The sequence below is a fragment of the Erwinia sp. S38 genome (assembly GCF_016624545.1).
Taxonomy (GTDB): domain Bacteria; phylum Pseudomonadota; class Gammaproteobacteria; order Enterobacterales; family Enterobacteriaceae; genus Erwinia; species Erwinia coffeiphila.
Genome location: NZ_JACVTS010000007.1, coordinates 210,558 through 236,671 on the forward strand (window position 1 = coordinate 210,558; position 26,114 = coordinate 236,671).

The 26,114-nt window shown below is 54.3% G+C and carries 25 protein-coding genes; 20 read left to right on the top strand and 5 right to left on the bottom strand.

Annotated features, from left to right (window positions below):
• The first annotated feature begins 112 nt into the window (after nucleotides 1-112).
• On the top strand, nucleotides 113-1,024 hold the full coding sequence (gene yddG, locus IBT46_RS10710) for an aromatic amino acid DMT transporter YddG (RefSeq protein WP_200545649.1): 912 nt from the start codon (nucleotides 113-115) through the stop codon (nucleotides 1,022-1,024).
• A gap of 340 nt (nucleotides 1,025-1,364) precedes the next feature.
• Nucleotides 1,365-2,747: an MFS transporter gene (locus tag IBT46_RS10715; RefSeq protein WP_200545650.1), complete on the top strand. Its 1,383-nt coding sequence runs from the start codon at nucleotides 1,365-1,367 to the stop codon at nucleotides 2,745-2,747.
• A 33-nt stretch (nucleotides 2,748-2,780) separates the two neighbouring features.
• Here the strand turns inward: IBT46_RS10715 and IBT46_RS10720 are convergent, their stop codons facing one another.
• Both IBT46_RS10720 and IBT46_RS10725 read right to left on the bottom strand, forming a co-directional pair.
• Nucleotides 2,781-3,809, bottom strand: coding sequence for a GlxA family transcriptional regulator (locus tag IBT46_RS10720; RefSeq protein ID WP_105593160.1), 1,029 nt, complete (start codon nucleotides 3,807-3,809; stop codon nucleotides 2,781-2,783).
• 5 nt (nucleotides 3,810-3,814) lie between these two features.
• A complete protein-coding gene (locus IBT46_RS10725) occupies nucleotides 3,815-4,276 on the bottom strand; it encodes a MarR family winged helix-turn-helix transcriptional regulator (protein ID WP_105593159.1) in 462 nt (153 codons plus the stop codon).
• A gap of 96 nt (nucleotides 4,277-4,372) precedes the next feature.
• On the opposite strand from IBT46_RS10725, the gene IBT46_RS10730 reads away from it, so the two are divergent.
• Nucleotides 4,373-4,924, top strand: a complete 552-nt coding sequence (locus IBT46_RS10730; protein ID WP_105593158.1) for a non-oxidative hydroxyarylic acid decarboxylases subunit B — start codon at nucleotides 4,373-4,375, stop codon at nucleotides 4,922-4,924.
• Between the two features lie 36 nt (nucleotides 4,925-4,960).
• Nucleotides 4,961-6,415: a UbiD family decarboxylase gene (locus IBT46_RS10735; RefSeq protein WP_200545651.1), complete on the top strand. Its 1,455-nt coding sequence runs from the start codon at nucleotides 4,961-4,963 to the stop codon at nucleotides 6,413-6,415.
• 31 nt (nucleotides 6,416-6,446) lie between these two features.
• On the opposite strand, the gene IBT46_RS10740 is transcribed toward IBT46_RS10735, so the two are convergent.
• Both IBT46_RS10740 and IBT46_RS10745 read right to left on the bottom strand, forming a co-directional pair.
• Nucleotides 6,447-6,653, bottom strand: coding sequence for a hypothetical protein (locus tag IBT46_RS10740; protein ID WP_200545652.1), 207 nt, complete (start codon nucleotides 6,651-6,653; stop codon nucleotides 6,447-6,449).
• Between the two features lie 489 nt (nucleotides 6,654-7,142).
• Nucleotides 7,143-8,588 carry a VasL domain-containing protein gene (locus IBT46_RS10745; RefSeq protein WP_200545653.1) on the bottom strand — a complete coding sequence of 482 codons (1,446 nt, stop codon included), beginning with the start codon at nucleotides 8,586-8,588 and terminating at the stop codon, nucleotides 7,143-7,145.
• A 535-nt stretch (nucleotides 8,589-9,123) separates the two neighbouring features.
• Between IBT46_RS10745 and IBT46_RS10750 the strand changes: the two genes are divergently transcribed.
• The 9 genes from IBT46_RS10750 (at nucleotide 9,124) to IBT46_RS10790 (ending at nucleotide 18,287) form a co-directional block, all read left to right on the top strand.
• Nucleotides 9,124-9,789, top strand: coding sequence for a haloacid dehalogenase type II (locus tag IBT46_RS10750; RefSeq protein ID WP_200545654.1), 666 nt, complete (start codon nucleotides 9,124-9,126; stop codon nucleotides 9,787-9,789).
• Between the two features lie 35 nt (nucleotides 9,790-9,824).
• Entirely contained in the window at nucleotides 9,825-10,892 is a 1,068-nt protein-coding gene (locus IBT46_RS10755) for a phosphotransferase (protein ID WP_234480069.1), read from the top strand.
• Nucleotides 10,889-12,259 carry an aspartate aminotransferase family protein gene (locus IBT46_RS10760; protein ID WP_200545655.1) on the top strand — a complete coding sequence of 457 codons (1,371 nt, stop codon included), beginning with the start codon at nucleotides 10,889-10,891 and terminating at the stop codon, nucleotides 12,257-12,259. Before IBT46_RS10755 ends, IBT46_RS10760 begins: the two co-directional genes overlap by 4 nt.
• Before the next feature lie 7 nt (nucleotides 12,260-12,266).
• Nucleotides 12,267-12,770: an Lrp/AsnC family transcriptional regulator gene (locus IBT46_RS10765; protein ID WP_200545656.1), complete on the top strand. Its 504-nt coding sequence runs from the start codon at nucleotides 12,267-12,269 to the stop codon at nucleotides 12,768-12,770.
• 61 nt (nucleotides 12,771-12,831) lie between these two features.
• Nucleotides 12,832-13,398 (top strand): alpha/beta hydrolase, encoded by a 567-nt coding sequence (locus tag IBT46_RS10770; protein ID WP_200545657.1) that lies wholly within the window; start codon nucleotides 12,832-12,834, stop codon nucleotides 13,396-13,398.
• A 326-nt stretch (nucleotides 13,399-13,724) separates the two neighbouring features.
• Entirely contained in the window at nucleotides 13,725-14,711 is a 987-nt protein-coding gene (locus tag IBT46_RS10775; RefSeq protein ID WP_234480070.1) for a hypothetical protein, read from the top strand.
• A gap of 35 nt (nucleotides 14,712-14,746) precedes the next feature.
• Nucleotides 14,747-15,850: a BamA/TamA family outer membrane protein gene (locus IBT46_RS10780; protein WP_234480071.1), complete on the top strand. Its 1,104-nt coding sequence runs from the start codon at nucleotides 14,747-14,749 to the stop codon at nucleotides 15,848-15,850.
• Complete coding sequence (locus IBT46_RS10785; RefSeq protein WP_200545660.1) at nucleotides 15,847-17,007, top strand: DUF4056 domain-containing protein; 1,161 nt, start codon at nucleotides 15,847-15,849, stop codon at nucleotides 17,005-17,007. Before IBT46_RS10780 ends, IBT46_RS10785 begins: the two co-directional genes overlap by 4 nt.
• A gap of 413 nt (nucleotides 17,008-17,420) precedes the next feature.
• Nucleotides 17,421-18,287, top strand: a complete 867-nt coding sequence (locus tag IBT46_RS10790) for a nucleoside-specific channel-forming protein Tsx (protein ID WP_200545661.1) — start codon at nucleotides 17,421-17,423, stop codon at nucleotides 18,285-18,287.
• Nucleotides 18,288-18,366: 79 nt separating this feature from the next.
• Here the strand turns inward: IBT46_RS10790 and IBT46_RS10795 are convergent, their stop codons facing one another.
• Nucleotides 18,367-18,702, bottom strand: coding sequence for a DUF2002 family protein (locus IBT46_RS10795; protein ID WP_105593145.1), 336 nt, complete (start codon nucleotides 18,700-18,702; stop codon nucleotides 18,367-18,369).
• 149 nt (nucleotides 18,703-18,851) lie between these two features.
• Between IBT46_RS10795 and IBT46_RS10800 the strand changes: the two genes are divergently transcribed.
• The 7 genes from IBT46_RS10800 (at nucleotide 18,852) to proW (ending at nucleotide 26,107) form a co-directional block, all read left to right on the top strand.
• Nucleotides 18,852-19,175, top strand: coding sequence for a DUF883 family protein (locus IBT46_RS10800; RefSeq protein WP_200545662.1), 324 nt, complete (start codon nucleotides 18,852-18,854; stop codon nucleotides 19,173-19,175).
• Nucleotides 19,176-19,442: 267 nt separating this feature from the next.
• Nucleotides 19,443-19,685 carry a glutaredoxin-like protein NrdH gene (gene nrdH / locus IBT46_RS10805; RefSeq protein ID WP_105593143.1) on the top strand — a complete coding sequence of 81 codons (243 nt, stop codon included), beginning with the start codon at nucleotides 19,443-19,445 and terminating at the stop codon, nucleotides 19,683-19,685.
• A gap of 4 nt (nucleotides 19,686-19,689) precedes the next feature.
• Nucleotides 19,690-20,100 (top strand): class Ib ribonucleoside-diphosphate reductase assembly flavoprotein NrdI, encoded by a 411-nt coding sequence (gene nrdI / locus IBT46_RS10810; RefSeq protein WP_200545663.1) that lies wholly within the window; start codon nucleotides 19,690-19,692, stop codon nucleotides 20,098-20,100.
• Entirely contained in the window at nucleotides 20,097-22,223 is a 2,127-nt protein-coding gene (gene nrdE / locus IBT46_RS10815; protein ID WP_370569436.1) for a class 1b ribonucleoside-diphosphate reductase subunit alpha, read from the top strand. The genes nrdI and nrdE overlap by 4 nt, the downstream gene beginning before the upstream one ends.
• A gap of 86 nt (nucleotides 22,224-22,309) precedes the next feature.
• The gene (nrdF, locus tag IBT46_RS10820; protein ID WP_200545665.1) at nucleotides 22,310-23,269 is read left to right on the top strand and encodes a class 1b ribonucleoside-diphosphate reductase subunit beta; all 960 of its coding nucleotides are present in this window, start codon (nucleotides 22,310-22,312) and stop codon (nucleotides 23,267-23,269) included.
• A gap of 391 nt (nucleotides 23,270-23,660) precedes the next feature.
• Complete coding sequence (gene proV, locus IBT46_RS10825) at nucleotides 23,661-24,857, top strand: glycine betaine/L-proline ABC transporter ATP-binding protein ProV (RefSeq protein ID WP_200545666.1); 1,197 nt, start codon at nucleotides 23,661-23,663, stop codon at nucleotides 24,855-24,857.
• Nucleotides 24,854-26,107 (top strand): glycine betaine/L-proline ABC transporter permease ProW, encoded by a 1,254-nt coding sequence (gene proW, locus IBT46_RS10830; RefSeq protein WP_200545667.1) that lies wholly within the window; start codon nucleotides 24,854-24,856, stop codon nucleotides 26,105-26,107. The genes proV and proW overlap by 4 nt, the downstream gene beginning before the upstream one ends.
• Nucleotides 26,108-26,114: the final 7 nt, after the last annotated feature.

Below are 26,114 nucleotides of genomic sequence, written 5' to 3' on the forward strand. Positions count from 1 at the left end.
GGCATATTTACAGCCTCGCTCAGGAAGCATAATTTTGATGCTGCATTTAACCAAGTTTTAACAGATATCCGTCCGGTTCGCTGGCGAACACCGTAAACAGAGGTAGAAGGCTATGCCCCAGAACAAAGCGACGCTCACAGGATTGATTGCCATCCTGCTTTGGAGCGCGATTGTGGGATTGATTAAGAGCGTCAGTGAAGGATTTGGTGCGATTGGCGGCGCAGCGCTAATTTACACCTGCAGCGCCGTGCTGCTGCTGTTCACCATCGGCTTCCCCAACATCCGCAAGTTTCCACGCAGCTATCTGATTATCGGCAGCGTGCTGTTTGTTTGCTACGAGCTGTGCCTGTCGCTGTCGCTCGGGTTCACCCACTCCGGCCGCCAGGCAATTGAAGTCGGTATGGTGAATTATCTGTGGCCCAGCATGACCATTGTTTTATCGGTTATTGTTAACCGACAGAAAACCAGCCTGTTAATTATTCCTGGGGTTATTATTTCAGTCATGGGAATTTGCCGCGTGTTAGGTGGCGACAGCGGATTCTCTCTGAGCGAAATGGCCAGTAATATAATGGATAACCCACTCAGCTACGGACTGGCCTTTAGCGGCGCGATTATTTGGGCAATCTATTGTGTGGTAACGAAAAGAATTGCGCAGGGCAGCAACGGCATTACGCTGTTCTTTATTTTAACCGCGCTAACCCTGTGGGTGAAATTCCTGCTGTCGCCGCAGCCCGAGTTTGTTTTATCGGCGAAAGTCTGGATTAATCTGGCGCTGGCGGCCATGGCGATGGGCTTCGGTTACGCAGCCTGGAACGTGGGTATTCTGCACGGGAACGTCACCATTCTGGCGGCGGCATCCTACTTTATTCCGATTATCTCTGCGGTTCTGGCGGCGTTTATGCTCAATTCGCAGCTGTCCATTTCCTTCTGGCAGGGCACCGCGATGGTCAGTCTCGGTTCTCTCGCCTGCTGGTGGGCAACCCGCACGGTGGCTGAAAAAAAGCTCTCCTGTAAGGCCTCTTAGCTTTTACCCCGGGAGGAGTACTCTCCTCCCAACCTCGACACATCGTACTCACTGAATTTTAAACAAAAACAATTCCTGTTCCATCCTCTTTAACCGAAGGAGAATTTATAGAATATAAAAAAACTGATAATAACCGTTCACCTGATTAATCAATTAATGAAAACAACCTGCTCCGGATAACATTCTGGTGGATTTATCTGGTTTAAAATAATCCCGTTAATGCTGTGATTAAAAGTAATAAACCCCGTGACCGTAATAAGCATCCCTCGCTTTCATGTTTATTACAGTCATTATGTTGTGCTTTTTATTCAACGGTATCGGAGAAAAAACAGGAGTTACCATGTCTGCTCATATTTCTGTTGAAGACGTGCCGCTGAGCCGCTTCCACCGATTACTGACCGTTCGCTCCGGCGGCGGCTCCTTTGTCGATGGCTACGTGCTGAGCATCATCGGCATCGCCATGACCAAAGTCTCCCCGGCGCTGGGGCTCAACGCATTCTGGGAAGGGCTGATTGCCGCATCGGCGCTGATCGGCATCTTCTTTGGCGGCTTTTTGGGTGGCGTACTGACCGATCGCCTCGGCAGGCGTCTGATCTATTTCGTTGGCCCTACGCTGTTTATCCTCTGCTCGCTGGCCCAGTTCTGGGTACAAAGCGGTGAAATGCTGTTTATTCTTCGCCTGCTCAGCGGCGTGGCGGTGGGTATTGAATACCCGGTAGCCACCGCGTTTCTGGTGGAGTTTCTGCCGAAAAAATACCGTGGCCCGTGTCTCGCAACGCTGACCATTCTGTGGTTCGCCGGTGCCGCCACCGCCTATATGACCGGCGAAGCGATTCTCTACATTGGCGGGGCAGAAGCCTGGCGCATAACGCTGGCCAGCACCGCAGTGATTGGCCTGCTGCTGTTCCTGATCCGCTTAGGCACGCCGGAATCGCCGCGCTGGCTCATCAGTAAAGGACGCCATGCCGAAGCCGAAGTCGTTATTCGCCAGGTTTATGGCAACGACTTCAGCCTGAAAAATCTGCCCGCACAGTCGGAAAATAAGCACCTGTCGTTCAGGAGCCTGCTGCACTCAGGCTACGGCAAGCGCATGGCGTTTATTACCATTTTCTGGACCTGCTCGGTCATCCCGGTGTTTGCCGTCTACGCCTTTGCGCCGAAGGTGCTGGATGCCCTGCACCTCAGCGGCGGCTGGGCCTCTTACGGTTCGGTGGCGATTACGCTGCTGTTCGTTATCGGCTGTATTATCGCTACCCGGCTGGTGAACACGCTGGGACGCCGTAAACTGCTGCTGCAAAGCTTCCTGTGGTCCGGCCTGGCGCTGGCGCTGCTTGGCCTGCTGCGCGACGGGCCGTCACCGGTGATCCTGCTGCTGTTCGGCACCTACGCGCTGTTTATCGGCGGTGCGCAGGTGCTGCAGCTGGTCTATCCAAATGAGATCTTCCCGACGGAGATCCGTGCGGGTGCGGTGGGTATCGGAACGTCGATGTCGCGGATTGGGGCGGCGATCGGCACCTGGCTGATCCCGGTTTCGCTACAGACGATCGGCATTGGCGCAACGATGTACATCGCTGCCGGGATCACCGCCGTGGGGCTGATTGTGTCCTGGTTCCTGGCACCGGAAACCGCCTCGCGTAGCCTGGAGGATGCCGCCTCGCTGAGTGATGAGCGGCCTGAAGCGGCCTCGGCCAGAGCGAATCTGTCCAAGAATAGCGCCTGGTAAATTCACCTCGGGGCTGCATCGCAGCCCCTGCTTTCACGGCTTGATCAGCTTTTCCACTTCCCTGCGGCGTTTTCGGTATGAGCTGGGCGTTTCGCCATACTGCTTGCGGAACCAGGCGATCAGATGTGAGGCATCGGCAAAGCCGGTAGCGGCAGCGATGGCGTTGATGCTGTTGCTGGAGTCGGCCATCAGCTTGCGCGCCTGCTCCAGCCGCATCCGCCGCCAGTACACCGCCGCCGAATAGCTGGTGCATTTGGTAAAAATCAGGTTTAGCTGGCGGAACGTGACTCCGGCAAAAGCAGCCACTTCGGCTAGAGGAACCGGCGAATCGAGGTGGTGCTTCATCAGCTCGATCACCTTGTTAACCACGTCGTTTTCATAGACGTCCGGCGGGTTCTGATTCTCTTTCTGCTTCGCCCGGCTGGCAGGCACCGCGGTGTCGTCCACCAGCAGGTACTTCAGCACCTTCTGCGATCGCACCAGCCCACAGTGCTGGCGGATCAGATCGGCCGCCAGATCGATGGCGGTTCCGCCGGGGCAGGAGATAATGCCGCCGTCTTTGATGTAGGTTTTATCGATCACCGGGATCGCTTTCGGAAAGCGCAGGCGAAACTCATCGCGGGTGGTGAAGTGAATCGCACACTGTCGCCCGTCCAGCAGACCAGCATTACCCGCCACAAAGGCCCCGCTGCACAGAGTGATGATCGGGATATTGCGCGCATGGATCTCTCTGAGCGCATGCAGCAGCCACTGCGGCGGCTGGCGCGTCTCCTCCAGCAGCCCGCCGGCCACCACGAAGTAATCCCAGTTTCGGGAAAAATCCAGCGCCGCCGTCGGTGACACGGGCAGGCCGCAGCTGGCAGTGACCGGTTGATCATCGCAGGTCATCCATTCCCAGCGGCAGAAGATCTGGCGGCTGGAGAAGGATTCATCCGCAGCAAAGCGCAGCGATTCCACCAGCCCCGCCACCGAAGCCAGGGTGAACTGTTTCATCAGCAGAAAGCCGATGGTCAGATCGGGCTTGGATTCACCGTTTTGTTCAGGCGCTATCTGTTGCTGCATGATTCTCAGGGCTCCTGTAATCCGCCCAGCTTGCTCAGCAGGCGCTTCAGATCGCGAATGTCCTGTTCGTTCAGGCCGGAAGCGATGGTTTTTTCTGCGCTTTTTGCCTGTTCCACCATCCGTGCCAGCATGATTTCACCGTCGGCCGTCATCGACACCAGCTTGCGGCGGCGGTTATCCGGATCGACAACGACGCTGACTAACCCGCTTTTGGTCATCCGGTCGATAACATAGGTGCCGGTCGCTTTATCAAACCCGGCGCGATTCCCCAGCGTTTGCTGGTCACAGCAGGTTTCTTCCGCCAGCACCACAAGAATGGCGTATTGCACGGCGGATAAACCGGTATCAACGCACTGCGCCCAGCAGGTTGTGGAGTGCTGCCCGGCGCGGCGCACAAGGTGCATCAGCGAACTGTCGCCGTGCGGCCACAGAGGAGCAGCAACAATTAAGTCAGGATTTTGTGACATGGACCGTCTTGACTCCTTAAAACGATAATCTTATAGTTCGAACTCAAACTGTTTATACTCAAACTATAACCCAAAAGTTTAGCAAAAGAGAACCACATGAAGCTTGTTGTCGGCATGACCGGTGCTACAGGCGCGGCAATTGGCGTTCGCCTGCTTACCGCACTGAAAGACCTGGACGTGGAAACTCACCTGGTGATCTCCAAGTGGGCCCGCGCCACGATTCAAATGGAAACACCCTACAGTGTACAGGACGTTATCGCCCTCGCCTCCAGGACTTACAGCGAACACGACCAGGCCGCAGCGATTTCCAGCGGCTCCTTCCGCGTCGACGGCATGGTGGTGGTGCCCTGCAGCATGAAAACCCTCGCTGCCATACGCGGCGGCTATGGCGATGGCCTTATCGCCCGCGCGGCCGATGTTACGCTGAAAGAGCAGCGAAAACTGGTACTGGTGCCACGCGAATCACCACTGAACGTGATCCATCTGGAAAATATGCTGGCGCTGTCGCGCGCCGGCGCGATGATGCTGCCGCCCATGCCCGCCTTCTATAACAATCCGGCCAGCATCGATGACATTATCAATCATTTTGTCTCGCGCATTCTCGATCAGTTCGGTCTTGATAACGATCTCACAAAACGCTGGGGCTAACGCCCGCCATCTTCCGCTACGAATCAGGAGAGCCGGATGAAATATTACGATGATTTAAGAAGTTTTATCGACGCGCTGGATGCCATGGGCGACATCATGCATGTTACCCGCGAGGTCGACTGCGATTTTGAACCAAGTGCCATCACCCGCCGCAGCTACGAAATCCAGTCCCCCGCTCCGCTGTTTCATCATATCACTGGGGTAGAATCCGGTTTCCGCCTGTTTGGCGCACCGGCATCGCTCTCTTCACGCAGCGATATGCCGTATGCCCGCGTGGCAATGTCGCTGGGCCTTGCGCCGGAATCCACCGGCCTGGAGATCGTTGAAGCGCTGTCGGCCGCCCGTCACAAGCCTGGCATTCCGCCGGTACGTGTAGAGTCTGCCGCCGCGCCGTGCCAGCAGAACATCCTGCGCGGCGAACAGGCCACCCTCGACCGCTTCCCTATTCCGTTTGCTCACGACAAGGATGGCGGTCGCTACGCCAATACCTGGGGCACGCTGATTGTGAAAACCCCGGACGGGAAATGGGTGAACTGGTCCATCGCTCGCGTGATGAAGGTTGACGGGAAAAGAATGGTCGGTCTGATCGTTCCCAGCCAGCATATTGGCCAGATCTGGGCGGAGTGGGTGAAGATCGGTGAGCCGATGCCATACGCACTGGTACAGGGCCCTGCCCCGGCGATCTCCTGCGTTTCCGGTATTCCGATCCCGGCACACGCCGACGAAGCGGATTACATCGGCACGCTGGCCGGTGCGCCCGTCGAAGTGGTGAAAGCGGTCAGCATCGATCTCGATGTACCGGCCACCGCTGAGATTGTGATTGAAGGGCACGTATCAATTACCCGCGACTGTCAGGAAGGCCCGTACGGCGAGTACGGCGGCTACCTTGGCTCCGGCTCTTCCGCACAGCCCACCTTCCATGTGGAAACCATTACCTACCGTGACGATCCGATCTGGCCGATGTCGATCACCGGCCGTCCAACCGATGAATCCCACACGCTGTGGGCGATGGGGCTGGCGGCCGATGCGCTGACCTATCTGAGAGAAGCGGAACTGCCGGTCAAAGCGGCCTGGATTCCGGAAGATTCAACGGTGCACTGGCTGCTGATTGTCATGCCGGAAAACTGGCGCGAGCTGCTGCCGGGTGTGTCCAGCGAAGAGCTGTCACAGCGCATTGGTGAAGTGCTGTTTAAAACCAGCGCAATGGTGTTTATTCCGAAGGTCTACGTGGTGGATGACGACTTCGATCCGACCAATCTGCGTGAGGTGGTATGGGTACTTTCCACCCGCGTGCATCCGGTGGGTCGCCGCGCGGTGTTTGAAGATCAGCGCGTTATCCGCCTGCCACAGTGCTATGAAGAAGAGGAGTACGTGGCGGGTAAAGGTGCCAAGGTGGTGTTCGATACGCTGCAAACCACCCGCCATCTGCACGCTTCGTTCGAACAGGGCTATCCGCAGGAAGTGCGCCAGCGCATTCTGGATAACTGGTAAGTTCTGACGCGTGCTTAGACGACTCCCGGCCTCAGACGCCGGGAGCCGTCACTTCACCATCCACGTCAATGCGCTGGGTAAAGTTAAAGCAGCAGAGGATAGCAATCGCTGCCGCAAGAAAGGCCAGACAGCATGCTGAAATGACGAGGGATGAAACGCCCCTCAGTAAAATGACCCGACCGTTCCAGTAACTTTTCTGATGGTCTACGGCTTCCTGCCTGAATAATTTTCGACTCATTAACACTCAACCCTGATTTGAAGAATTTCCGAATCCTTCGGTTTGCAGTCAATATTAACCGGATAACACAGTTGTTTCCCCATCACAAAATCATCCTAAAAAGCCAATTAACGCTTGCTTCAGGATGGTTAATTTACCGAAATATTATATTTAACTTGACTCGCAAATAGAAACGCATCCCTTCCACAAGATTTAAAAATCGTTCATTTGAATAAGGACATCGTGTGGTTCGGTTTTTGTGGGGCGTGAATGATATGCCTCCCTTCCGCCGGTTACAAGTCAGGCAAAAAAAATACTTCTGCATAAATAATAATATATCCATAAATACGCTATTGAGCGAGAAGGTTAGAAACACCTGCGCAGATTTTTAATTAACGCAAAAAACGCATTGTTAACAATAAAGTTAAAACATCGAAAACCTCGTGAGATTTATCCCAATTCATCAGAGGATGAAATTGGGATAATCGTATTCGCCACAATGGATAACAGTTACTCCCCCTTTGCTGTCTGCTTAATCTGCCGCACCTGGGACGCTTTTCCGCTAAGCAAAACATATCTTTTTTGCAGCCGATCGAGGGCCATCTCAACCTGCCTGTGCTGTAAATCCGGCGAATCCGCCTCAAACTGGCGCAGCAGTTCCTCAACGGGCGGTGCGCGGTTAAAATCCTGAGTAATGGCAAAAACGTCTGATTTCAGTTGGCTGACGGTCATATATTTACCGCGCTTTTCATCCAGACCGTTCAGCCGCTCGGCCAACTGCTGCAGCTTGAGCATTCCCTGATGCCAGTTACTCAGCGCCGCCAGCGGTACCGCATTTTTTTCCATCTGCCGCTGCCACGTCTGCTGCATCTGTAACGCCGCAGGATTACCCGGCCACAGCGCCAAGCCCTCAGTCATTAATTGCTGGCTATACTGCTCCGGCCAGCCCGGCGGCAGCGACATTAACCACTTAAGCTGCTTCTGCATCTTATCCGTATGGCGATCCGCCTGCGGCGCGGACTGCCGAAGTTCACTCAGCTGTTGCTCCGTCAGCCGCTCGGGCAATGGCATCAACGAGGCTGAGAACTGCTGATGTGCCGCAGAAGGCCGGGTAAAACTGTGCCAGCCCCACAGCAGCAGCCCACCTATCAGCAGCGCGCTGGCCATCCCGGCGAGAAATGCGCGCCGCGAGCGGCCTCGGAACAGCTCACCTTCAGGGCGCAGGGCGACGGGGAGCGGCCCGGAATCGCCAGGTGATGTGCTATTCAAAGCGCCCGGATACGGATCTGAGCGCTCACCTGCCGAGCCAGCGGCCTCGGAAGGAGCTGGATGCACGACGTAAATACGCGGGCCGGATACGGCAAGGCTCTCTAATGATTCGGAGAGAACGGCCTGCGGAGGAAGTATCACCGGCGAGTCGGGGATTTCAGCATGCGGTGCATTCTCAAGACGGGTAATCGCCTGCCCGACCAGCTGCTGTAAGGCATCCAGTCGGCTGGCCTGCTTCAGCTCATGCCGCGCCAGCACCTCCATCAGTGCGTTCAGGCTTTTTTCGGTCTGGTAGAGCAGAGCCAGATCGTCGCGATTCACCAGCGGTAGCGTTCGAAAAGCTTTCTGCAATCGCTGATTCATCGCGGTAATTATTTCCATCCGGTTATGCGTGCTGCCGGGCCACATCACTGACCACTGATAGGTACTTAACGCATTTATCAGCGCCAGACCTTCATTCATGCCCGCCAGCCCGGCAAGATGCGTTCGTGCCAACAGATACCAGGCGGCAGTCTGTAGTTCAACACCGTTGCTTTCGAACAGTTTCAGGCAAAGGGATTCCGCATATTTCCAGTCCACATCGGGCCGGGCGGGATGAGACAGCTTCATTAATTCTTCACGCAGCGAAATATAATCCGAGAGTGCACGCGGATCGCTGCCTGTTCTGAGATGTTTGTCCTTTTTCACCAGTTTTGTTCCATCAAATATAGGGAGGATTCATAGCCGGGTTGCTACTGGATTAATTTAACATCAATAATCTGGCAATGCTCTAATTTGCTGCCGCCGGTAAAAAGTCTTAAGCCACGGTAACATTCCAATAACGACCCGGAATAAGATGGCTAATATTTATTGTGATAAGGAAGACAAAAACACACCCTGTTTTAGATGGCTATAATTCCACATCGATAAATGAAAATTGAAAAGCCAAATTACTGACCTCCCCACTATTTTCATATTCATTCATCGCCACCTTTCTTATTGCCCTCTGTTTCTACTTAATCCAGCAACGTTACCCGAACGTCTGGCTGAATTGCGCCATCACAACCGCCACAGATGCCGGTTCAATACTCCCGATGCAACAATGTAATAATAACGAAAATCAAAAATGCTGAGAGTGGCTGAGAATGGAGAATTTCTTGCCCGATTTCTGCGATTTTATGAATTTTTGTGTTCGGACGGAGCGATATACTTTTTTAATCGAACACACAACAGGGTTAATACAATGATTTTTAAGCCAAAATTCATCAGTTTTGATTGTTACGGCACGCTTATTAATTTTGAAATGGGGCCGACCGCAAAGGGACTTTTTGCCGGGCGCGTTGCGGAGCAGCAGATGCCCGCCTTTCTCGACAGCTTCCGCTTTTATCGTCTGGATGAAGTGTTAGGTGACTGGAAGCCGTTTTTGCAGGTGGTCGAAAATGCCATCCAGCGGGCATGCCGGGCGCATAACGTTGAATACCGTTCCTCCGACGCGCTGGCGCTGTATAACGCGGTGAAAACCTGGCAGCCTCATCCTCACGTAGTCGAAACGCTGGAGCGGATTGCCCGGCATATCCCTCTGGTGATCCTGTCGAATTCGATGGTCGACCTTATTCCACACAGCATCGCCCACCTTAAAGCCCCCTTCCACGCCGTCTATACCGCAGAAGAGGCGCGTGCCTACAAACCGCGCGCGCAAATCTTCGAATACATGTTCGATCGGCTGGGCTGTGGGCCGGAAGAGATGATGCACTGCTCTTCCAGCTTCCGCTATGACCTGATGACGGCTTGCGATCTTGGCTTTATGGCGAAGGCATTTATCGATCGCGGACATGAACCCAGCGTTGACGGTTACGACGTCAGCCGGATAACCGATTTCCGTCAGCTTGCTGGCCTGCTGGGCCTGTGATCCTTACCGGGAAACCGCATGACGAAGAGAGGAAAATGATGTTGAAAGAACATTCGTCCGGGGCTGCCGCACTCAATACTGCAGCGCCCGCCGTCTCTCTTTCAGAGATACAGTCGGTGGTGGCTGCTCGGTATGGTATCGAGGGCACGGCCCGGTTGCTGACCGCCGAACGCGATCAGAACTGCTGCATCGAACAGGAAAACGGGAACCGCTATGTCTTTAAGATCAGCAATCCATCTGAATCTGCATCAGTTGTAGATTTCCAGATTGCTGCCTTAAACCATATTGCAGGCGCCTCACCGGATCTGCCCATCCCGCGCGTCGTGCCGACGCTGGCCGGTCGTTCCTGTGAAAACGTAACGTGGCGTGACGGATCGATCACCCTCGTACGGATGCTGAGCTATCTGGATGGGGTACAGATAAAGGAAACGGAACGCACCCCCGGGCAGCGTCGCTCCATGGCAACCTGCCTGGCCCAGCTCAATCTGGCTTTGCACGGATTCTCGCATTCTGCTGCCAGCCACGATCTGCTGTGGAACGTCTCGGCTGCTCATCGCCTCAACGAGCAGTTGGAAAGCGTCATCCATCCCGATCGGCGCAGGCTTGCCGAAGAGTTTATGAAGCGTTTCAAGCAGCATGTTCTGCCCTCTCTTCCCGCGCTCAGATCCCAGGTGATACATAACGATTTCCACCTCTATAACGTCCTCGTCGCCCCGGAAGAGCCGGATCGCATCAGCGGGATTATTGATTTCGGCGATCTGTTATACGCGCCGCTGGTTGGCGAAGTGGCTACCGCGGCGGCTTTCCATATGACGGGCTGTGCCGATCCGTTCGAAGGGCCTGCCGAATTCGTGGGAGCCTATCATCGCACGCTGGCACTTACCGAGCCTGAGCAGGAGATCGTGACCGACCTGATGGCAACCCGCCATCTTATTACCGCCCTGATTTCGGAGTGGCGCGCTGCGCGCTACCCCCATAATCGCGACTATATCCTGCGCCACAATCCCGCCGCCTGGGAAGCCCTGGCACAAATGGCAGAGATTTCCCGCAATAGCGCGCGCGATCGGCTGCTGTCTAAAATTCGAAATGGGAGAAATAAATGAAAAGCACCACTGACCTGAATATGGTGAATGCGTATATCCCCGGCCGTGCTGACGTCGGCGCGTTGACCACCGCAATGATCCAGCGCCGCGATGCGCTTCTGGGCCCGGCCTACCGTCTGATGTATGAACATCCTCTGCATATTGTGCGCGGCGAAGGCGCATGGTTGATCGATGCCGATGGCCGCCGTTTCCTGGACGTCTACAACAACGTGACCTCACTGGGCCATTGCCACCCAGCGGTCAGCGAGGCGATTTGCAGGCAGGTTCAGACCCTGGCGACCAATACCCGCTATCTGCACGACACGATCCTTGAACTGGCCGAGCGTCTGCTGGCGACGGTTCCAGAAACCTCACTGGCTCACCTGATGCTGACCTGCACGGGCAGCGAGGCGAACGACCTCGCGTACCGCATCGCGAAGATGCGCACCGGCGGCAGCGGGATTATCGTCACCGAAACGGCCTACCATGGTATTACCGACGCGGTTTCTCAGTTCTCACCGTCGCTCGGGACCTCGGTTGACCTTGGCCCTCACGTACGGCTGATCCCCGCCCCCTGCCATTATCATGCTGAAGGCGTCGATCTGAATGAACGCTTCACGCAGGATGTTGAAGCCGCCATAGCCGATTTGCAGCGCCACGGTATTAAGCCCGCTATGCTGATTGTCGATTCGCTCTTCACCAGTGACGGTATTCTTCCGGGTCCGGCAGGCTTTCTGAAAGGTGCCGTCGAGGCAATTAAACGCGCTGGCGGTCTGTTTATTGCCGACGAGGTACAGCCTGGATTTGGACGAACGGGTGAACATATGTGGGGCTTCCAGCGCCACGGCGTCATTCCTGACATCGTTACCCTGGGCAAACCGATGGGCAACGGCCAGCCGATTGCCGGTCTGTTGGCCACAGCCGACGTGCTGGAAGAGTTCGGCCAACGCTCCCGTTACTTCAATACCTTTGCAGGCAATACCGTCTCCTGCGCTGCGGCCTTAGCCGTATTGCAGACCATCGAACGTGAAGGGCTGATAGACCATGCCCGCAAGGTGGGTAAGGTTCTGCTGGATGGTATTATCGAACTTCAGGCGCGGCATCCGGCAATTGGCGACGTACGTGGCGCCGGTCTTTTTGTCGGCGTGGAGCTGGTATCCGATCGCCTCACGCGTACCCCGGATCGCTGGCTGACCAGCCAGGTGGTGAACCGGATGCGCCAGCAGGGGATACTGCTAAGCGCCTGCGCAAAAGGGCACAACGTGCTCAAAATCCGCCCACCGCTGATCCTGAGCGAGGAGCAGGCGGCCATGGTCATCAGGGCGCTTGACCAGGCGCTGACGGAAGCCGCTGCCGCTCGCGCTGGGCAGTTAAATCCTGTGGTATAGTCCTTCTATGTCAAATTCAAAATCCCTGGACCTCGCCGACCTCAGAATACTCGAGCATCTTCAGCGCGAGGGACGCTGTTCGAACCTGGAGCTGGCTGAGGCGATAAGCCTCAGCCCCAGCCCGTGTTTAACGCGGACCAAACGGCTGGAACAAAGCGGCGTTATCACGGGCTACAGCGCTAAAATCGCCCTGGATAAGCTGGGCAGCAACGTCGTGGTGTTTTCTGAGATCACCCTCAGTAGCCACTACCCCGCTGACTTCCGAAAGTTCGAGATGGGCGCAAGCAAGTATCGTGAAATCGTGGAGTGCTACAACGTGAGTGGCGGTTACGATTATCTGCTGAAGATCATCGCGCCTAACATTGCCCTGTTTCAGGATCTGATGGATCGTTTGCTCGAGGATGAAATCGGCATTGATAAGTTCGCCAGCCGCATTGTTTTGCGCCAGCCTTATCAGCAGCGGGCGGAACCGTTACAGGTGATTGCGAAGGGTAAATCGAGTTGGAAGTGAGTTCGCTACATTATCTCGCTATGCTGTAGAACGAATTCCACCGTTCAGGAGCAAAAAGCGAATGGCATCACCCCGCTTATTTATTATTCACGGTTACACGGCAGGCCCGCACCACCACTGGTTTGACTGGCTTAAAGCGGAAGCCGAAGCGCTGGGCATGACGGTTACCGTACCGGCGCTACCTGATTCACAGCATCCCGAAAAGGAAGCATGGCAGACCGCGCTGACGGAATGTGTCGGCGAGGTGGACAACCAAACCTGGTTCGTTGGCCACAGCCTGGGCTGCATTACCGCCCTGCGCTACCTGAATCAGCAGCCCGCCGGACAGGATGCCGGCGGCGTCATTATGGTCGCGGGTTTCAGTGAAGCGGTGCCCCCACTGCCCGAGCTGGACACCTTTATGTCGGTGCCGTTCGATGCCAACCGTGTTGTTCAACGGGTGCCACACCGCGCGGTAATCGCATCACTCAACGACGATATTGTTCCTCCCGTACTCTCGCTGCGCTTCAGTCAGCAGCTCAACGCCCCTTTCTACGCGCTACCCGACTGCGGACATTTCCTCAGCCGTAACGGTATGACCGAACTGCCGTTGGTTTTGCAACTACTGAGCCAGTTTATTAAGGAATGATGTTCGCCCGGTGCCGGAACAACCGCTCGTGGTTTTATTCCGGCATCATTTCCTGAAACAGACTGAAAACATCCCCCGGAATTATATTTAAGACTTAGACTAATCATTTAGAATTAATAAATTAAAACCATGGGAATTTATTTTTATAAAAATCATAAAACTATAACCAGTCGCATTTTCTGTTTTAATAAATTACGTATTATTAAATTATGATGCGTCCTTTATTGCATATATTGCATAGCCTCAAATGGAATGGAACTATGAGAAAGGTTTACTGCAGGGAAGCGTATACGCTTTGCGGTATTTTGTTGTGCTCAGCACCCGTCATGGTCACACAAGCCGCCGTACCCATTATGGAAAAAGATGCACCTTCTTACGATTATCACAGCGACCCACTAACCCCCTCGGTGGTAACCACCACGCCGTCCAGGGAGCGAGCCCCGGATCTTTTTGGTGAAACAACCGGCCCTCTGCCTTTCTTTGGTAAGGAATTACGTGAGCGCGGTTACGATCTGCCCGATCCTTATGGTATTGGTTACAACCATATGGATATTCATCAGAATATCAAAGTTAAGAGTATCGATTTCTCCAATCTGAAAATCCCCAGCTTGTTCCCCGGAATGACCCCGATCCCGGTCGATAATATGTTTAATATTCTCGTCGGGCACACTCGTGAAAAAAGTAAAACCGATACGGCCAGGCTGGACATGTGGCTGTTTCCGTTTATGAATGTTTACGGCATTGTCGGGCACACCAAAGGGCGCTCCGTTTCCAGCGTCAGTGCCTGCATTACGGATGCAGGCTGCCCGCCAGAGCTGAAGGATCTGGATTTCACGCTGAAATTTAAAGGCACCACCTGGGGCGGCGGCACCACGCTGGCCTACGGTTATCATGACTGGTTCGGTACCATGGACTTCAACTATACCGAAACGCATTTTGACATTCTGGACGGTAATATTTCTGCGTTTACCTTTACTCCACGCGTCGGTTATCGCTTTACCGTACCCGGTGTAGAGAGATTCTCCATTCCGGTTACCCATGCCAGCCTGTGGGTGGGCACGATGTATCAGGATGTCGATCAGGACTTCAGGGGGAATATCAGCGACCTGCATATGCCAGCGCAGCTCAGCAGCCTGGTCAACTTCGTTAACGCCGATGATAAAGGGCGTTTCCGGGTTAAGCAGCATCTTAAATCGCCGTGGAATATTCTGGTCGGCGGGCAGTATGAGCTAACCCGAAACTTTAATATCACCAGTGAAGTGGGCTTTTCCAACCGTAACAGCTTTATGGTCGGCGGAGAGTTTCGTTTCTGAATATGCAGTTTAAAACCTTCCTGCTCTGTGGCCTGATGACTCTACCCTCCGTAAGTCAGGCCAACGTATTCCCCAACCGGGAAAAAATCGACCGATTTCTGAATAAATTGGGGGCGGACCGTAAAGCCGACATGCGTAAAACCATTGACTGGGGAATTGTTCCCGGCCCTTTTTATACCCCGGAACTGGGCGTCGGCGTCGGGGTGGCGGCGGTCGGTCTTTACCGGCCGGACGACCGCCAGCGCGATACGCCGCTCTCCTCACTCTCCTTTACCGGATTTGCCAGCTCTACAGGTGCCTTCGGCATCGGCTATGAGAATTACACCTTTATCGATAATGACAGCTGGCGTTTTTACCTGTCCGGCGACCTCAGCCGCAGACCGCTGCACTACTGGGGAGAGGGATACCGCGCCGGACGAAAACAGCGTGGAAAGCAGTCCTACGACTCAACAAAATTGAGCGGCGTGCCACGCATACTCTATCAGTTGGCTAACCATACTTACGCCGGCGTTGGCTGGTCATTCTCCTATGAAGGCGCGTCATCACTGCAGCACAAAACCAATGGCAGTTTCTATCAACAGGATGAGTCACGCCATATCTTCAGCTCAGGAGCCAGCGTGCTGTTTAGCTATGACTCTCGCGATTTTGTGGCGAATCCGTCGCGCGGTCAGGTGCTGAACCTGTCATGGACCCGCTACAGTCCGGCAATTGCCAGCGATAATCGTTTTGATGCTTTAGACGCGCAGTACAACCTTTACCATGCCATAAATAGCACCAACCTGCTGGCCTGGGAGGTCTACAGTCGTTTTACCAGCGGACACGTCCCCTGGACGATGCAGTCGCTGCTGGGGGACAGTCATCATCTGCGCGGCTACTACGAAGGGCGATATCGTAATCGTAATATGCTGACCAGCCAGCTGGAATGGCGCAAAAAACTCAGCTGGCGTCACGGCGTTGTGGCATGGCTGGGTGCCGGTAGTATGTCGGACAAACCGAGTGAGGTTCTTGACGGGCACTGGCTGCCGTCTGTCGGGGCCGGATACCGCTTTGAGTTTAAGAAAAATATGAACATCCGCCTTGATTATGGCCTTGGACAACACAGTTCAGGTTTTTACTTCCAGGTCGGGGAGGCGTTTTGATCTTCCGCTTTATCGGCCTGTCACTGCTGCTGTTGCCATTCATTTTCTTCGCTAACGGCCAGGCTCAGCAACCTGATGATCCGATAATCCCCGTGGCCGATCTCAGCCTTCCGGCAGGTCAGTCACCGCAGGTATGGTTGTTGACGCGACCACTGCCGCAGCCAAACAGCCTGAGGCCATGCTGTGCTTTCGGCTACAGTCTTAAAGTGAAACTGTTTGGCGTACCGGTGCCGTGGTATCAGGTCGATAACGTGGTTGCCCCGACAGACATCGGCAAGCACCACTTCAATCCGGGTGTAATGGACATGTTGAGCACGCTGAGTGGCCTGAACAGCGAACACAACGGCCTCGTCTACACGCGGCGGGGTGGCTTCATCGATCTGGCCCATCTGCGCGACAGCGCTGATAACACGCTTTGGCTGTTCAGCCATATCTGGCCCCGGATAGGCCAGGCAACAACGCTGAAACTGGGCGATGAGTTAGGTCAGCGCGAAATCCAGCTGTTTTCCTATCCTCCACCGGCCAGTGCCACTGAGCGTTACAGACTGGCAGTATTCCTGGCAGCGCATCTGGCATTTGAACTTGCCGCATGGCACGAGGTGGCACAGTGGTATGGATTTGAATCAGTGAAGGGATTTTCCGAAGGCGTTTCCGCTTTTTCTCCTGAAGACCTCTATTCCAATCTGCTCGGTGCCCGCGTGGCGATCGACCTACTCAATGCGGGAGGTGGCGCATCACTGTCTCGCTATCAGCACGCCATGCGCACGATGATCCCGCAGGCGCTGGAACAGCTTGAAGCAGAGCCTCCCGCCGCAACGCGCTTTCATTTCGATATGCTCGATCGTCTCTGGTGGAACAGTGCCTGTCGCCTGCCGGATAAATTTCTGCTGCGCTACCGTAATTACGATGTTAGTGAACGGCGGCTGCCGTCACGTGCACCGGAAAGTGTTCCTCCGCTCTGGCTGACGTTGCCCGACCGCTTTAACGGCGTTGAGCTTTCCCACTTTGGCCGCCTTGAAATACGCCCCGGGCGCTCAATGGCTCGCCTGCCTGCACCAGTTTCACGCTACCTGTTTTCTGATTTTCCCGCACTGGCCAGGGAGGCACAAAAAGCCGATTTACAGCATTTGGCCAACTTACATTACCGCTGCAACTGAGCAAAAAACCACCTTTCACGCCGAAAAGCCATAATCAAAAGTTATATTTCATTTCAATTGTTAACCTCAGCACATCAGCCTTTTTTTCTACCGGCGATCCCCTTTTCTAAAACTCGCCACAGGCAAACGTTTAACTGCTGATTTAATGAGCGAATTGGCACTAAAACGTAAAGTTCCCTAATCCCACACACATTTATGTGACATTCATCACACTTTAGCTGACTTGAAATGAAACAGAATTTGACAAGTGTGAGCAATCTCTATTTCCTAATGGCCGGATAACGGCACACTGCCGCAACATTACTGATGGGGATTTTCGTCAATTGCGGCGGTACCCGTTTTGAAGGCTTTACTAACCCAACCTGACCCTCGCGCTGGCTGCGGAGGATGGTCTCTGAGCATGTGGTAATATAATGAAATATAAAATTATGATGGCTGGTGCGCTGGCAGCGTTGTCTTATACCAACGTCTCTTTCGCTGATTCGAGCAGCCCTGAATACGTTTCCGACTGGTGGCACCAGAGCGTTAACGTTGTTGGCAGCTACCACACCCGTTTCGGACCGCAGCTGAACAACGATGTTTACCTGGAATATGAAGCCTTTGCGAAAAAAGACTGGTTTGATTTCTACGGTTACATCGATGTGCCTAAATTCTTCGGCGTGGGCAACGGTAACGACAAGGGCGCATGGGATAACGGTTCCCCGTTCTTTATGGAAATCGAACCTCGCTTCTCTATTGATAAACTGACCGGCACTAACCTGGGCTTTGGTCCGTTCAAAGAGTGGTATTTCGCTAACAACTATATCTACGATATGGGCGACAACCGCGCAAACCGCCAGAACACCTGGTATATGGGTCTGGGTACCGATATCGATACGCATTCAGATGTTGGCCTGTCACTGAACGTTTACGCAAAATATCAGTGGGCGAACTACGGTGCCGCGAACGAAAATGAGTGGGATGGCTATCGCTTCAAGGTGAAATACTTTGTGCCGATCACCAGTCTGTGGGGCGGCAACCTGAGCTATATCGGTTTCACCAACTTTGACTGGGGCTCCGATCTGGGCGACAACTCTGCGCCTGCGCGTACCAGCAACTCTATCGCCTCCAGCCATATTCTGTCACTGGGTTACGATCACTGGCACTACTCGTTCGTGGCGCGTTACTTCCACAACGGCGGCCAGTGGAACGATGGCACCGAGCTGAACTTCGGCAACGGTCCGTTCCACGTCAAATCTAACGGCTTTGGCTACTACCTGGTTGTGGGTTACAACTTCTGATTGTGGCAAAAACGTACTGAATTCCGAATGCGCCTGCGGGCGCATTTTTTTTGCGTGATTTCAGCATCCGGCGGGGAAATCAGTCAAACATCCGTTCCAGATAGCGCTCGAGTGCGGCGCGTGAGCTGAATCCGTAGGGAATTCCGTAGTGATCGTTGGTGTCGCCCACCAGATACATGGGAAAGCGGACGTAATGTTCGCAGGTTTTTATATCAGATGCCGGTACCGCAATCGCCTGGCTTTTCTCTTTCAGTGTCGGATGGATAACCAGCGCCGTACGACCTAAACGCGCCTCACGATTAACATAGACGTAGTTTTCACCCCGACTGTAACCGTAGCTTTTGGCAGTGACCGTATCCATCTCAAATCCCGCCTTTTCCAGTACGCGAGCTACCTCATCAGGTCGTAAATACATGCTTTTTCCTCTGTGTCTGCAAACCCCGCAACCTTACCTCAGGCCACATAGTCAGTGCTTTCGGAATAATCCAAAACGCAGGTTTTCAGCGTTACCGATTTTTAGCCTGTCCTATACTTAATAGTACATTTCAGAATTAGGGAGCAAAAATGTTCAATCGGACAGCGAAAAATAACGATATTGATCTGAGTGAAGATGTATCACTGCTGGCAGATACGCTTGATGACCTGCTGAAATCCTACGGTAGTAAAGCTAAGGATGACGTGGAAGGTGCCAAAAGCCGTGCTGAAACACTGCTAAAAGAGACTCGTGCCAAACTACAGGGGCATAATCGGGTGACTCAGGCAGCGAGAGATGCAGGCGCTCAGGTCGATACTTACGTGCGTGATAAACCCTGGCACGGCGTGGGGATCGGTACCGCTCTCGGCGTGCTGATCGGCGCATTAATCACGACTAGCACAACCCGCCGTTAGTACCGTTTATTTTTTGAACAAATGCTCGCAGATCACAGTGCGGGCATTTTTTTTATCTGCACAAAACCTTGTGGCGTAAGGCTTGTGAGCATGTTGACTAAATAAATACGCTTTTCCTATATCTTGTGTGGTTGCTTTTTAAGGCCACTATATCTAGTATTCACTTCATCAAGACCACGCAACATGGTGTGGCAGTGGCGGCGCGAGTCGGGCAGTAATTTCCGCGCCAGATACTCAGTTAACCAGCCCGTAAGGTGAATACGAATCATGCGCATTATTATTTACACTAAAAATAATTGTGTCCAGTGCAACGCGACAAAAAATGCGATGGATAAGAAAGGGATCGACTATCAGCTGATCAACCTCGATAGCGAACCTGCTCACGTAGAAACTCTTAAATCTCTTGGTTATCGCCAGGTCCCGGTCGTGATGGCCGAACAGGATCACTGGAGCGGCTTCCGCCCTGACAAGATTCAGGCACTGAGCCATTTGGCAGCGGTCCGGGGTTAAGGCGATGACTACGCTGGTCTATTTTTCCAGCCAGTCGGAAAACACCCATCGATTTATCACCCGCTTAAATCTGCCGGCGCGACGCATTCCGTTAGACAGCGCTCAGCGCCTGCAGGTCGACCAGCCCTACATTCTGGTAGTGCCCAGCTACGGCGGCGGCACCAGTCATGGCGCGGTACCTAAGCAGGTGATTCAATTTCTTAATGATACCAATAATCGTCAGCTTATCCGCGGTGTGATTGCCGCCGGAAACCGGAACTTCGGTGAGGCCTACTGCCTCGCTGGCGATATTATTGCGCGTAAATGTCAGGTGCCGTACCTCTATCGCTTTGAGCTAATGGGCACCGCAGACGATATCGCTAACGTTTACAAGGGAGTAACCGAATTTTGGCAGCGACAGACAGCACCCTCATAGAGGCCGCAGCGGCCGCACCTGATTACCACGCGCTCAATGCGATGCTGAATCTGTATGATGCCGCAGGCAACATCCAGTTCGAAAAAGATCGCGAAGCCACGCGTCAGTATTTTATTCAGCACGTGATCCCCAATAGCGTGCAGTTCTCCTCCGTGGCCGAGCGTTTGCAGTATCTGGTTGCTGAAGGCTACTACGAAGCCGATGTGCTGAACGCCTACCCGTTCGACTTCGTCTGCGCGCTGTTCGAGCAGGCCTATTCGCGCCGCTTCCGCTTCCAGACCTTCCTCGGTGCCTGGAAGTTTTACACCAGCTACACGCTGAAAACCTTCGACGGCAAACGCTACCTTGAGGGCTTTACCGAGCGCGTGTGCATGGTGGCGCTGACCCTGGCGCAGGGTGACCAGGCGCTGGCACTGTCGCTGACCGATGAGATCCTTGCCGGACGCTTCCAGCCCGCTACGCCAACGTTCCTGAACTGCGGTAAGCAGCAGCGCGGCGAGCTGGTCTCCTGCTTCCTGCTGCGTATTGAAGACAATATGGAGTCGATTGGCCGTGCGGTAAACTCGGCGCTCCAGCTGTCCAAGCGCGGCGGCGGCGTGGCGTTCCTGCTCTCCAACCTGCGTGAATCCGGCGCACCGATTAAGCGTATTGAAAACCAGTCATCCGGCGTTATTCCGGTAATGAAAATGCTGGAAGATGCCTTCTCCTATGCAAACCAGCTGGGCGCACGCCAGGGTGCCGGTGCCGTTTATCTGAACGCTCACCACCCGGATATCCTGCGCTTCCTTGATACCAAGCGCGAAAACGCCGATGAAAAAATCCGTATCAAAACGCTGTCTCTCGGCGTGGTGATCCCGGACGTGACCTTCCAGCTGGCGAAAGACAATCAGCCGATGGCGCTGTTCTCACCGTATGACGTGGAGCGCCTCTACGGCCTGCCGTTTGCCGATATCAGCATCAGCGAAAAATATGACGAGATGCTGGCCGACGAGCGCATTCGTCGTACCTTTATTAATCCGCGTGAATTCTTCCAGACTCTGGCAGAAATCCAGTTTGAGTCCGGCTATCCGTACATCATGTTTGAAGATACGGTCAACCGCGCTAACCCGATCCACGGCCGGATTAATATGAGCAATCTGTGCTCGGAGATCCTGCAGGTCAATACGCCTACCGAGTACAACGACGATCTCAGCTATCGCCGCATCGGCAAGGATATTTCCTGCAACCTTGGCTCGCTGAATATCGCCCATGCGATGGATTCAGAGGACTTCGCGCGGACGATTGAAATCGCCGTGCGCGGCCTGACGGCGGTTTCCGATCAGAGCCACATCGGTTCGGTGCCTTCCGTTGAGCAGGGTAACGCGCTGTCGCACGCGATTGGCCTGGGGCAGATGAACCTGCACGGCTATCTGGCGCGTGAGCGCATTCAGTACGGCAGTGAAGAAGGCCTGGATTTCACCAATATCTACTTCTATACCGTCACCTATCACGCGCTGCGCACCTCGAACCTGCTGGCGCGCGAGCGCGGGACCACCTTCAGCGGCTTTAGCGATTCACGCTATGCCAGCGGTGAGTATTTCAACCAGTATGTTGAGCAGAGCTGGCAGCCGCGCACCGCTCGCGTTGCCGCCCTGTTTGCCGATGCCGGGATCGAAATTCCAACCCAGGAGCAGTGGCAGGCGCTGAAAGCGGCAGTGATGAAGGACGGGTTGTATAACCAGAACCTGCAGGCTATCCCGCCAACCGGTTCGATCTCGTATATCAACCACGCAACGTCGAGCATTCACCCGATTGTGTCGCGGATTGAGATTCGTAAAGAGGGTAAAACCGGCCGCGTGTACTATCCGGCACCGTTTATGAATAACGATAATCAGGACTACTACCGCGATGCGTACGACATCGGGCCGGAAGCGATTATCGATACCTACGCCGAAGCCACACGCCATGTCGATCAGGGCCTGTCACTGACCCTGTTCTTCCGCGATACCGCGACAACTCGCGATATCAACAAAGCGCAGATTTACGCGTGGAAGAAAGGCATCAAGACGCTCTACTACATCCGTCTTCGCCAGATGGCGCTACAGGGAACCGAAGTCGAAGGCTGCGTTTCCTGCTCGCTGTAACAGCACATTAAATCGCGGGCCGGATCTTCCGGCCCGTCAACTTTTTTTCTACCGGCCGGTGCCGAATCGGAACTCACGATATCACTATGAAACTGAAGAAAGTTCACGCTATTAACTGGAATAAAATCGAAGACGAAAAGGATTTGGAAGTGTGGAACCGCCTGACCAGTAACTTCTGGCTGCCGGAAAAGGTTCCGTTGTCGAACGATATTCCGGCGTGGAACGGCCTTAATGCCGATGAACAACAGCTGACCATTCGCGTGTTCACCGGTCTGACGCTGCTGGATACCATTCAGAATACCCTGGGCGCACCGGCGCTGATGGCCGACGCGCTGACCCCGCATGAAGAAGCGGTGATGTCGAACATCAGCTTTATGGAAGCGGTGCATGCTCGCTCCTACAGCTCGATCTTCTCCACCCTGTGCCACACCAGCGATGTGGATGCCGCCTATGCCTGGAGCGAGGAAAACGAGCCGCTGCAGCGTAAGGCCGACATCATTCTGCAGCACTACTACGAAAATGACCCGCTGAAGAAGAAAATCGCCAGCGTGTTCCTGGAATCGTTCCTGTTCTACTCCGGTTTTTATCTGCCGATGTTCTGGTCCAGCCGCGGTAAGCTGACCAACACCGCCGACCTTATCCGCCTGATTATTAAGGATGAAGCGGTGCACGGCTACTACATTGGCTATAAGTACCAGAAAGCGCTGGAAAGTGAGAGCGCCGAGCGTAAAGAAGACCTGCAACAGTTCGCCATTGGCCTGCTGCTGGAACTCTATGAAAACGAAGTGGAATATACCGATGCGCTGTATCAGGGCGTTGGCTGGCAGGAGGATGTGAAGAAGTTCCTGCACTACAATGCCAACAAGGCGCTGATGAACCTGGGCTATGAGGCGCTGTTCCCGGCGGAAATGACCGACGTGAACCCGGCGATCCTGTCCGCTCTGTCACCGAATGCCGATGAAAACCACGACTTCTTCTCCGGCTCCGGTTCATCCTACGTGATGGGTAAAGCCGTCGATACTGAAGACGAAGACTGGGATTTTTAATTGCTTCATCGGGGGATTCTTGCCGAATCCCCGCTTGTAATAGTCCCTCGCGAAATTAGTAATTAAAATCAGCCAATCGGCTGATTTTTTGCTTTGAATAACTGCCTGCCAGACCCGTCTGTTTAGCCTTATATTTACCCATGACGGGTTCATATTTCCGCAACACAAGGATATTTCTTAGGTAAATATTGATTTTTTTCACCACGACTCAACACCGCTCAATCCCTTACCAGCACTGACATTCTTTGATACTGACATCTCCCCGATCATTTTCAAATGCCGCCTCAAGGGTTGCCTCTCAGTCTCAGTGTGCTACGGTATATATCGTTAATAACTAAACTGAAAGAAGAACCCCTATAAGAAAATTAATCAACCAGGAATTAATTAATGCATGGCAATTAAATTAGAAGTTAAGAATTTATATAAGGTATTTGGGGAACATCCCGAGCGGGCATTTAAGTATATTGATAAAGGGCTCAGCAAAGAGGCCATTCTGGAAAAAACCGGACTGTCTCTTGGCGTTAAGAACGCCAGTCTGGCCATTGAAGAAGGCGAGATCTTCGTCATCATGGGGCTCTCCGGTTCCGGCAAGTCCACCATGGTTCGCCTTCTCAATCGTCTGATTGAACCCACCCGCGGCCAGGTCATCATCGACGGCGAAGATATTGCCAAAATATCTGACAGTGAATTGCGCCAGGTTCGCCGAAATAAGATCAGCATGGTATTCCAGTCATTCGCGCTAATGCCGCATATGACGGTATTAAATAATACCGCCTTCGGTATGGAATTAGCGGGAACGCCGTTGCAGGAAAGACAGGAAAAAGCCCTGGAAGCGCTGCATCAGGTCGGGCTGGAAAATTATGCGCATTCTTATCCTGATGAACTATCCGGCGGTATGCGTCAGCGTGTTGGATTAGCCCGCGCTCTGGCGATTAATCCGGATATATTATTAATGGATGAAGCGTTCTCTGCTCTCGATCCATTAATTCGTACTGAGATGCAGGATGAGCTGGTAAAACTGCAATCGAAGCATCAGCGCACTATCGTATTTATCTCCCACGATCTTGATGAAGCCATGCGTATTGGCGACCGTATTGCGATTATGCAGGGCGGTGAAGTGGTGCAGGTCGGTACGCCGGATGAGATCCTCAATAACCCGGCCAATGACTATGTCCGCACCTTCTTCCGCGGCGTGGATATCAGTCAGGTGTTCAGCGCAAAAGATATTGCCCGCCGCAGCGCCGCAGCGCTAATTCGTCAGGCTCCGGGCTTTGGCCCGCGATCGGCAATCAAGCTGCTGCAGGATAACGACCGCGAGTACGGCTACGTGCTGGCGAAAGAAAAATTTATTGGCGTAGTTTCCACCGATTCCCTGAAAGCGGCTCTCGCCGCCGGAGAGGGGCTGAATCATGCACTACTGGAAAATCCTGCGGCGGTGCCGGGCGATACCTCGTTAAGCGATCTGCTGTCCCATGTGGCGCAGGCTCCCTGCGCGGTTCCGGTTACCGGCGAACAGGGTCAATACATCGGTATTATTTCCAAGGGCATGTTACTACAGGCATTAGATCGTGATGGAGGCCAACCATGAGCAAACAAACCAGTAATCCGTGGGATACCTCCACCAGCGCGGCCGATGGCGGCAATGCAGCGGCCGCACCGGCTGATGGCAATACCGCTTCCACCAGCAGCGATCCCTGGGGTAGCAGTGCGGCAGCACCTGCCGACGGCGGCGCATCATCCAACGCTCCGGCTGACGGCAGCGCAGCTTCCGCCAGCAGCGATCCCTGGGGTGGCAGTGCGACAGCACCTGCCGACGGCAGCGCAGCGGGCGGAGATGCCTGGGGTGCGCCGGACGGTGGTCATGCAGCAGCCAGCGGCGGCAGCGACTGGTTGAACAGCGCGCCGGCTCCGCAGGTGGAACACTTCAATATTCTCGATCCATTTCACAAAACGCTGATCCCACTGGATAGCTGGGTGACAAACGGCATCGACTGGGTCGTTTCTCACTTCCGTCCGCTATTCCAGGGTATCCGCCTGCCGGTGGATTACATCCTGAGCGGATTTCAGCAGCTGCTAACGGGCATGCCCGCCCCGGTGGCCATCGTACTGTTTGCCCTGATTGCCTGGCAGATGTCAGGCCTGGGAATGGGTATCGCCACGCTTATCTCGCTGGTCGCTATCGGCGCCATTGGTGCCTGGTCGCAGGCGATGGTGACGCTAGCGCTGGTGCTGACCGCCCTGCTGTTCTGCATCGTCATCGGGCTGCCCCTGGGGATCTGGCTGGCGCGCAGTGAGCGAGCGGCAAAAATTATCCGTCCGCTGCTGGATGCCATGCAGACGACACCGGCCTTTGTTTATCTGGTGCCGATCGTCATGCTGTTCGGTATCGGTAACGTCCCTGGCGTAGTCGTGACGATTATCTTTGCTCTGCCGCCGATCGTTCGTCTGACCATTCTTGGCATCAAGCAGGTACCTGCCGATCTGATTGAGGCCTCGGAATCGTTCGGTGCCAGCCCACGCCAGATGCTGTTCAAAGTGCAGCTGCCACTGGCGATGCCGACCATTATGGCCGGCGTGAACCAGACGCTGATGCTGGCCCTGTCGATGGTGGTGATCGCCTCAATGATTGCCGTCGGCGGTCTGGGCCAGATGGTCCTGCGCGGCATTGGTCGACTTGATATGGGCCTGGCTACCGTAGGCGGCGTCGGTATTGTGATTCTGGCGATTATCCTCGACCGTCTGACCCAGTCACTGGGCCGCGACGTTCGCAGCCGGGGTAACCGCCGCTGGTACGCCACCGGGCCACTCGGACTGCTGACCCGTCCGTTTATCAAATAAGCTTTCG

Excerpts from the sequence above, each read along its gene's own strand:
- IBT46_RS10755 (WP_234480069.1), top strand. The coding sequence starts at position 9,825 with ATGATGTTGAAAGAACATTCGTCCGGGGCTGCCGCACTCAATACTGCA.
- yddG (WP_200545649.1), top strand. The coding sequence starts at position 113 with ATGCCCCAGAACAAAGCGACGCTCACAGGATTGATTGCCATCCTGCTT.
- IBT46_RS10760 (WP_200545655.1), top strand. The coding sequence starts at position 10,889 with ATGAAAAGCACCACTGACCTGAATATGGTGAATGCGTATATCCCCGGC.
- IBT46_RS10800 (WP_200545662.1), top strand. The coding sequence starts at position 18,852 with ATGTTCAATCGGACAGCGAAAAATAACGATATTGATCTGAGTGAAGAT.
- IBT46_RS10715 (WP_200545650.1), top strand. The coding sequence starts at position 1,365 with ATGTCTGCTCATATTTCTGTTGAAGACGTGCCGCTGAGCCGCTTCCAC.
- proV (WP_200545666.1), top strand. The coding sequence starts at position 23,661 with ATGGCAATTAAATTAGAAGTTAAGAATTTATATAAGGTATTTGGGGAA.
- IBT46_RS10780 (WP_234480071.1), top strand. The coding sequence starts at position 14,747 with ATGACTCTACCCTCCGTAAGTCAGGCCAACGTATTCCCCAACCGGGAA.
- nrdI (WP_200545663.1), top strand. The coding sequence starts at position 19,690 with ATGACTACGCTGGTCTATTTTTCCAGCCAGTCGGAAAACACCCATCGA.
- IBT46_RS10795 (WP_105593145.1), bottom strand. The coding sequence starts at position 18,702 with ATGTATTTACGACCTGATGAGGTAGCTCGCGTACTGGAAAAGGCGGGA.
- IBT46_RS10790 (WP_200545661.1), top strand. The coding sequence starts at position 17,421 with ATGAAATATAAAATTATGATGGCTGGTGCGCTGGCAGCGTTGTCTTAT.
- IBT46_RS10770 (WP_200545657.1), top strand. The coding sequence starts at position 12,832 with ATGGCATCACCCCGCTTATTTATTATTCACGGTTACACGGCAGGCCCG.
- IBT46_RS10735 (WP_200545651.1), top strand. The coding sequence starts at position 4,961 with ATGAAATATTACGATGATTTAAGAAGTTTTATCGACGCGCTGGATGCC.
- IBT46_RS10765 (WP_200545656.1), top strand. The coding sequence starts at position 12,267 with ATGTCAAATTCAAAATCCCTGGACCTCGCCGACCTCAGAATACTCGAG.
- IBT46_RS10730 (WP_105593158.1), top strand. The coding sequence starts at position 4,373 with ATGAAGCTTGTTGTCGGCATGACCGGTGCTACAGGCGCGGCAATTGGC.
- IBT46_RS10750 (WP_200545654.1), top strand. The coding sequence starts at position 9,124 with ATGATTTTTAAGCCAAAATTCATCAGTTTTGATTGTTACGGCACGCTT.
- IBT46_RS10720 (WP_105593160.1), bottom strand. The coding sequence starts at position 3,809 with ATGCAGCAACAGATAGCGCCTGAACAAAACGGTGAATCCAAGCCCGAT.
- IBT46_RS10725 (WP_105593159.1), bottom strand. The coding sequence starts at position 4,276 with ATGTCACAAAATCCTGACTTAATTGTTGCTGCTCCTCTGTGGCCGCAC.
- IBT46_RS10775 (WP_234480070.1), top strand. The coding sequence starts at position 13,725 with ATGGTCACACAAGCCGCCGTACCCATTATGGAAAAAGATGCACCTTCT.
- nrdF (WP_200545665.1), top strand. The coding sequence starts at position 22,310 with ATGAAACTGAAGAAAGTTCACGCTATTAACTGGAATAAAATCGAAGAC.
- IBT46_RS10740 (WP_200545652.1), bottom strand. The coding sequence starts at position 6,653 with ATGAGTCGAAAATTATTCAGGCAGGAAGCCGTAGACCATCAGAAAAGT.
- proW (WP_200545667.1), top strand. The coding sequence starts at position 24,854 with ATGAGCAAACAAACCAGTAATCCGTGGGATACCTCCACCAGCGCGGCC.
- nrdH (WP_105593143.1), top strand. The coding sequence starts at position 19,443 with ATGCGCATTATTATTTACACTAAAAATAATTGTGTCCAGTGCAACGCG.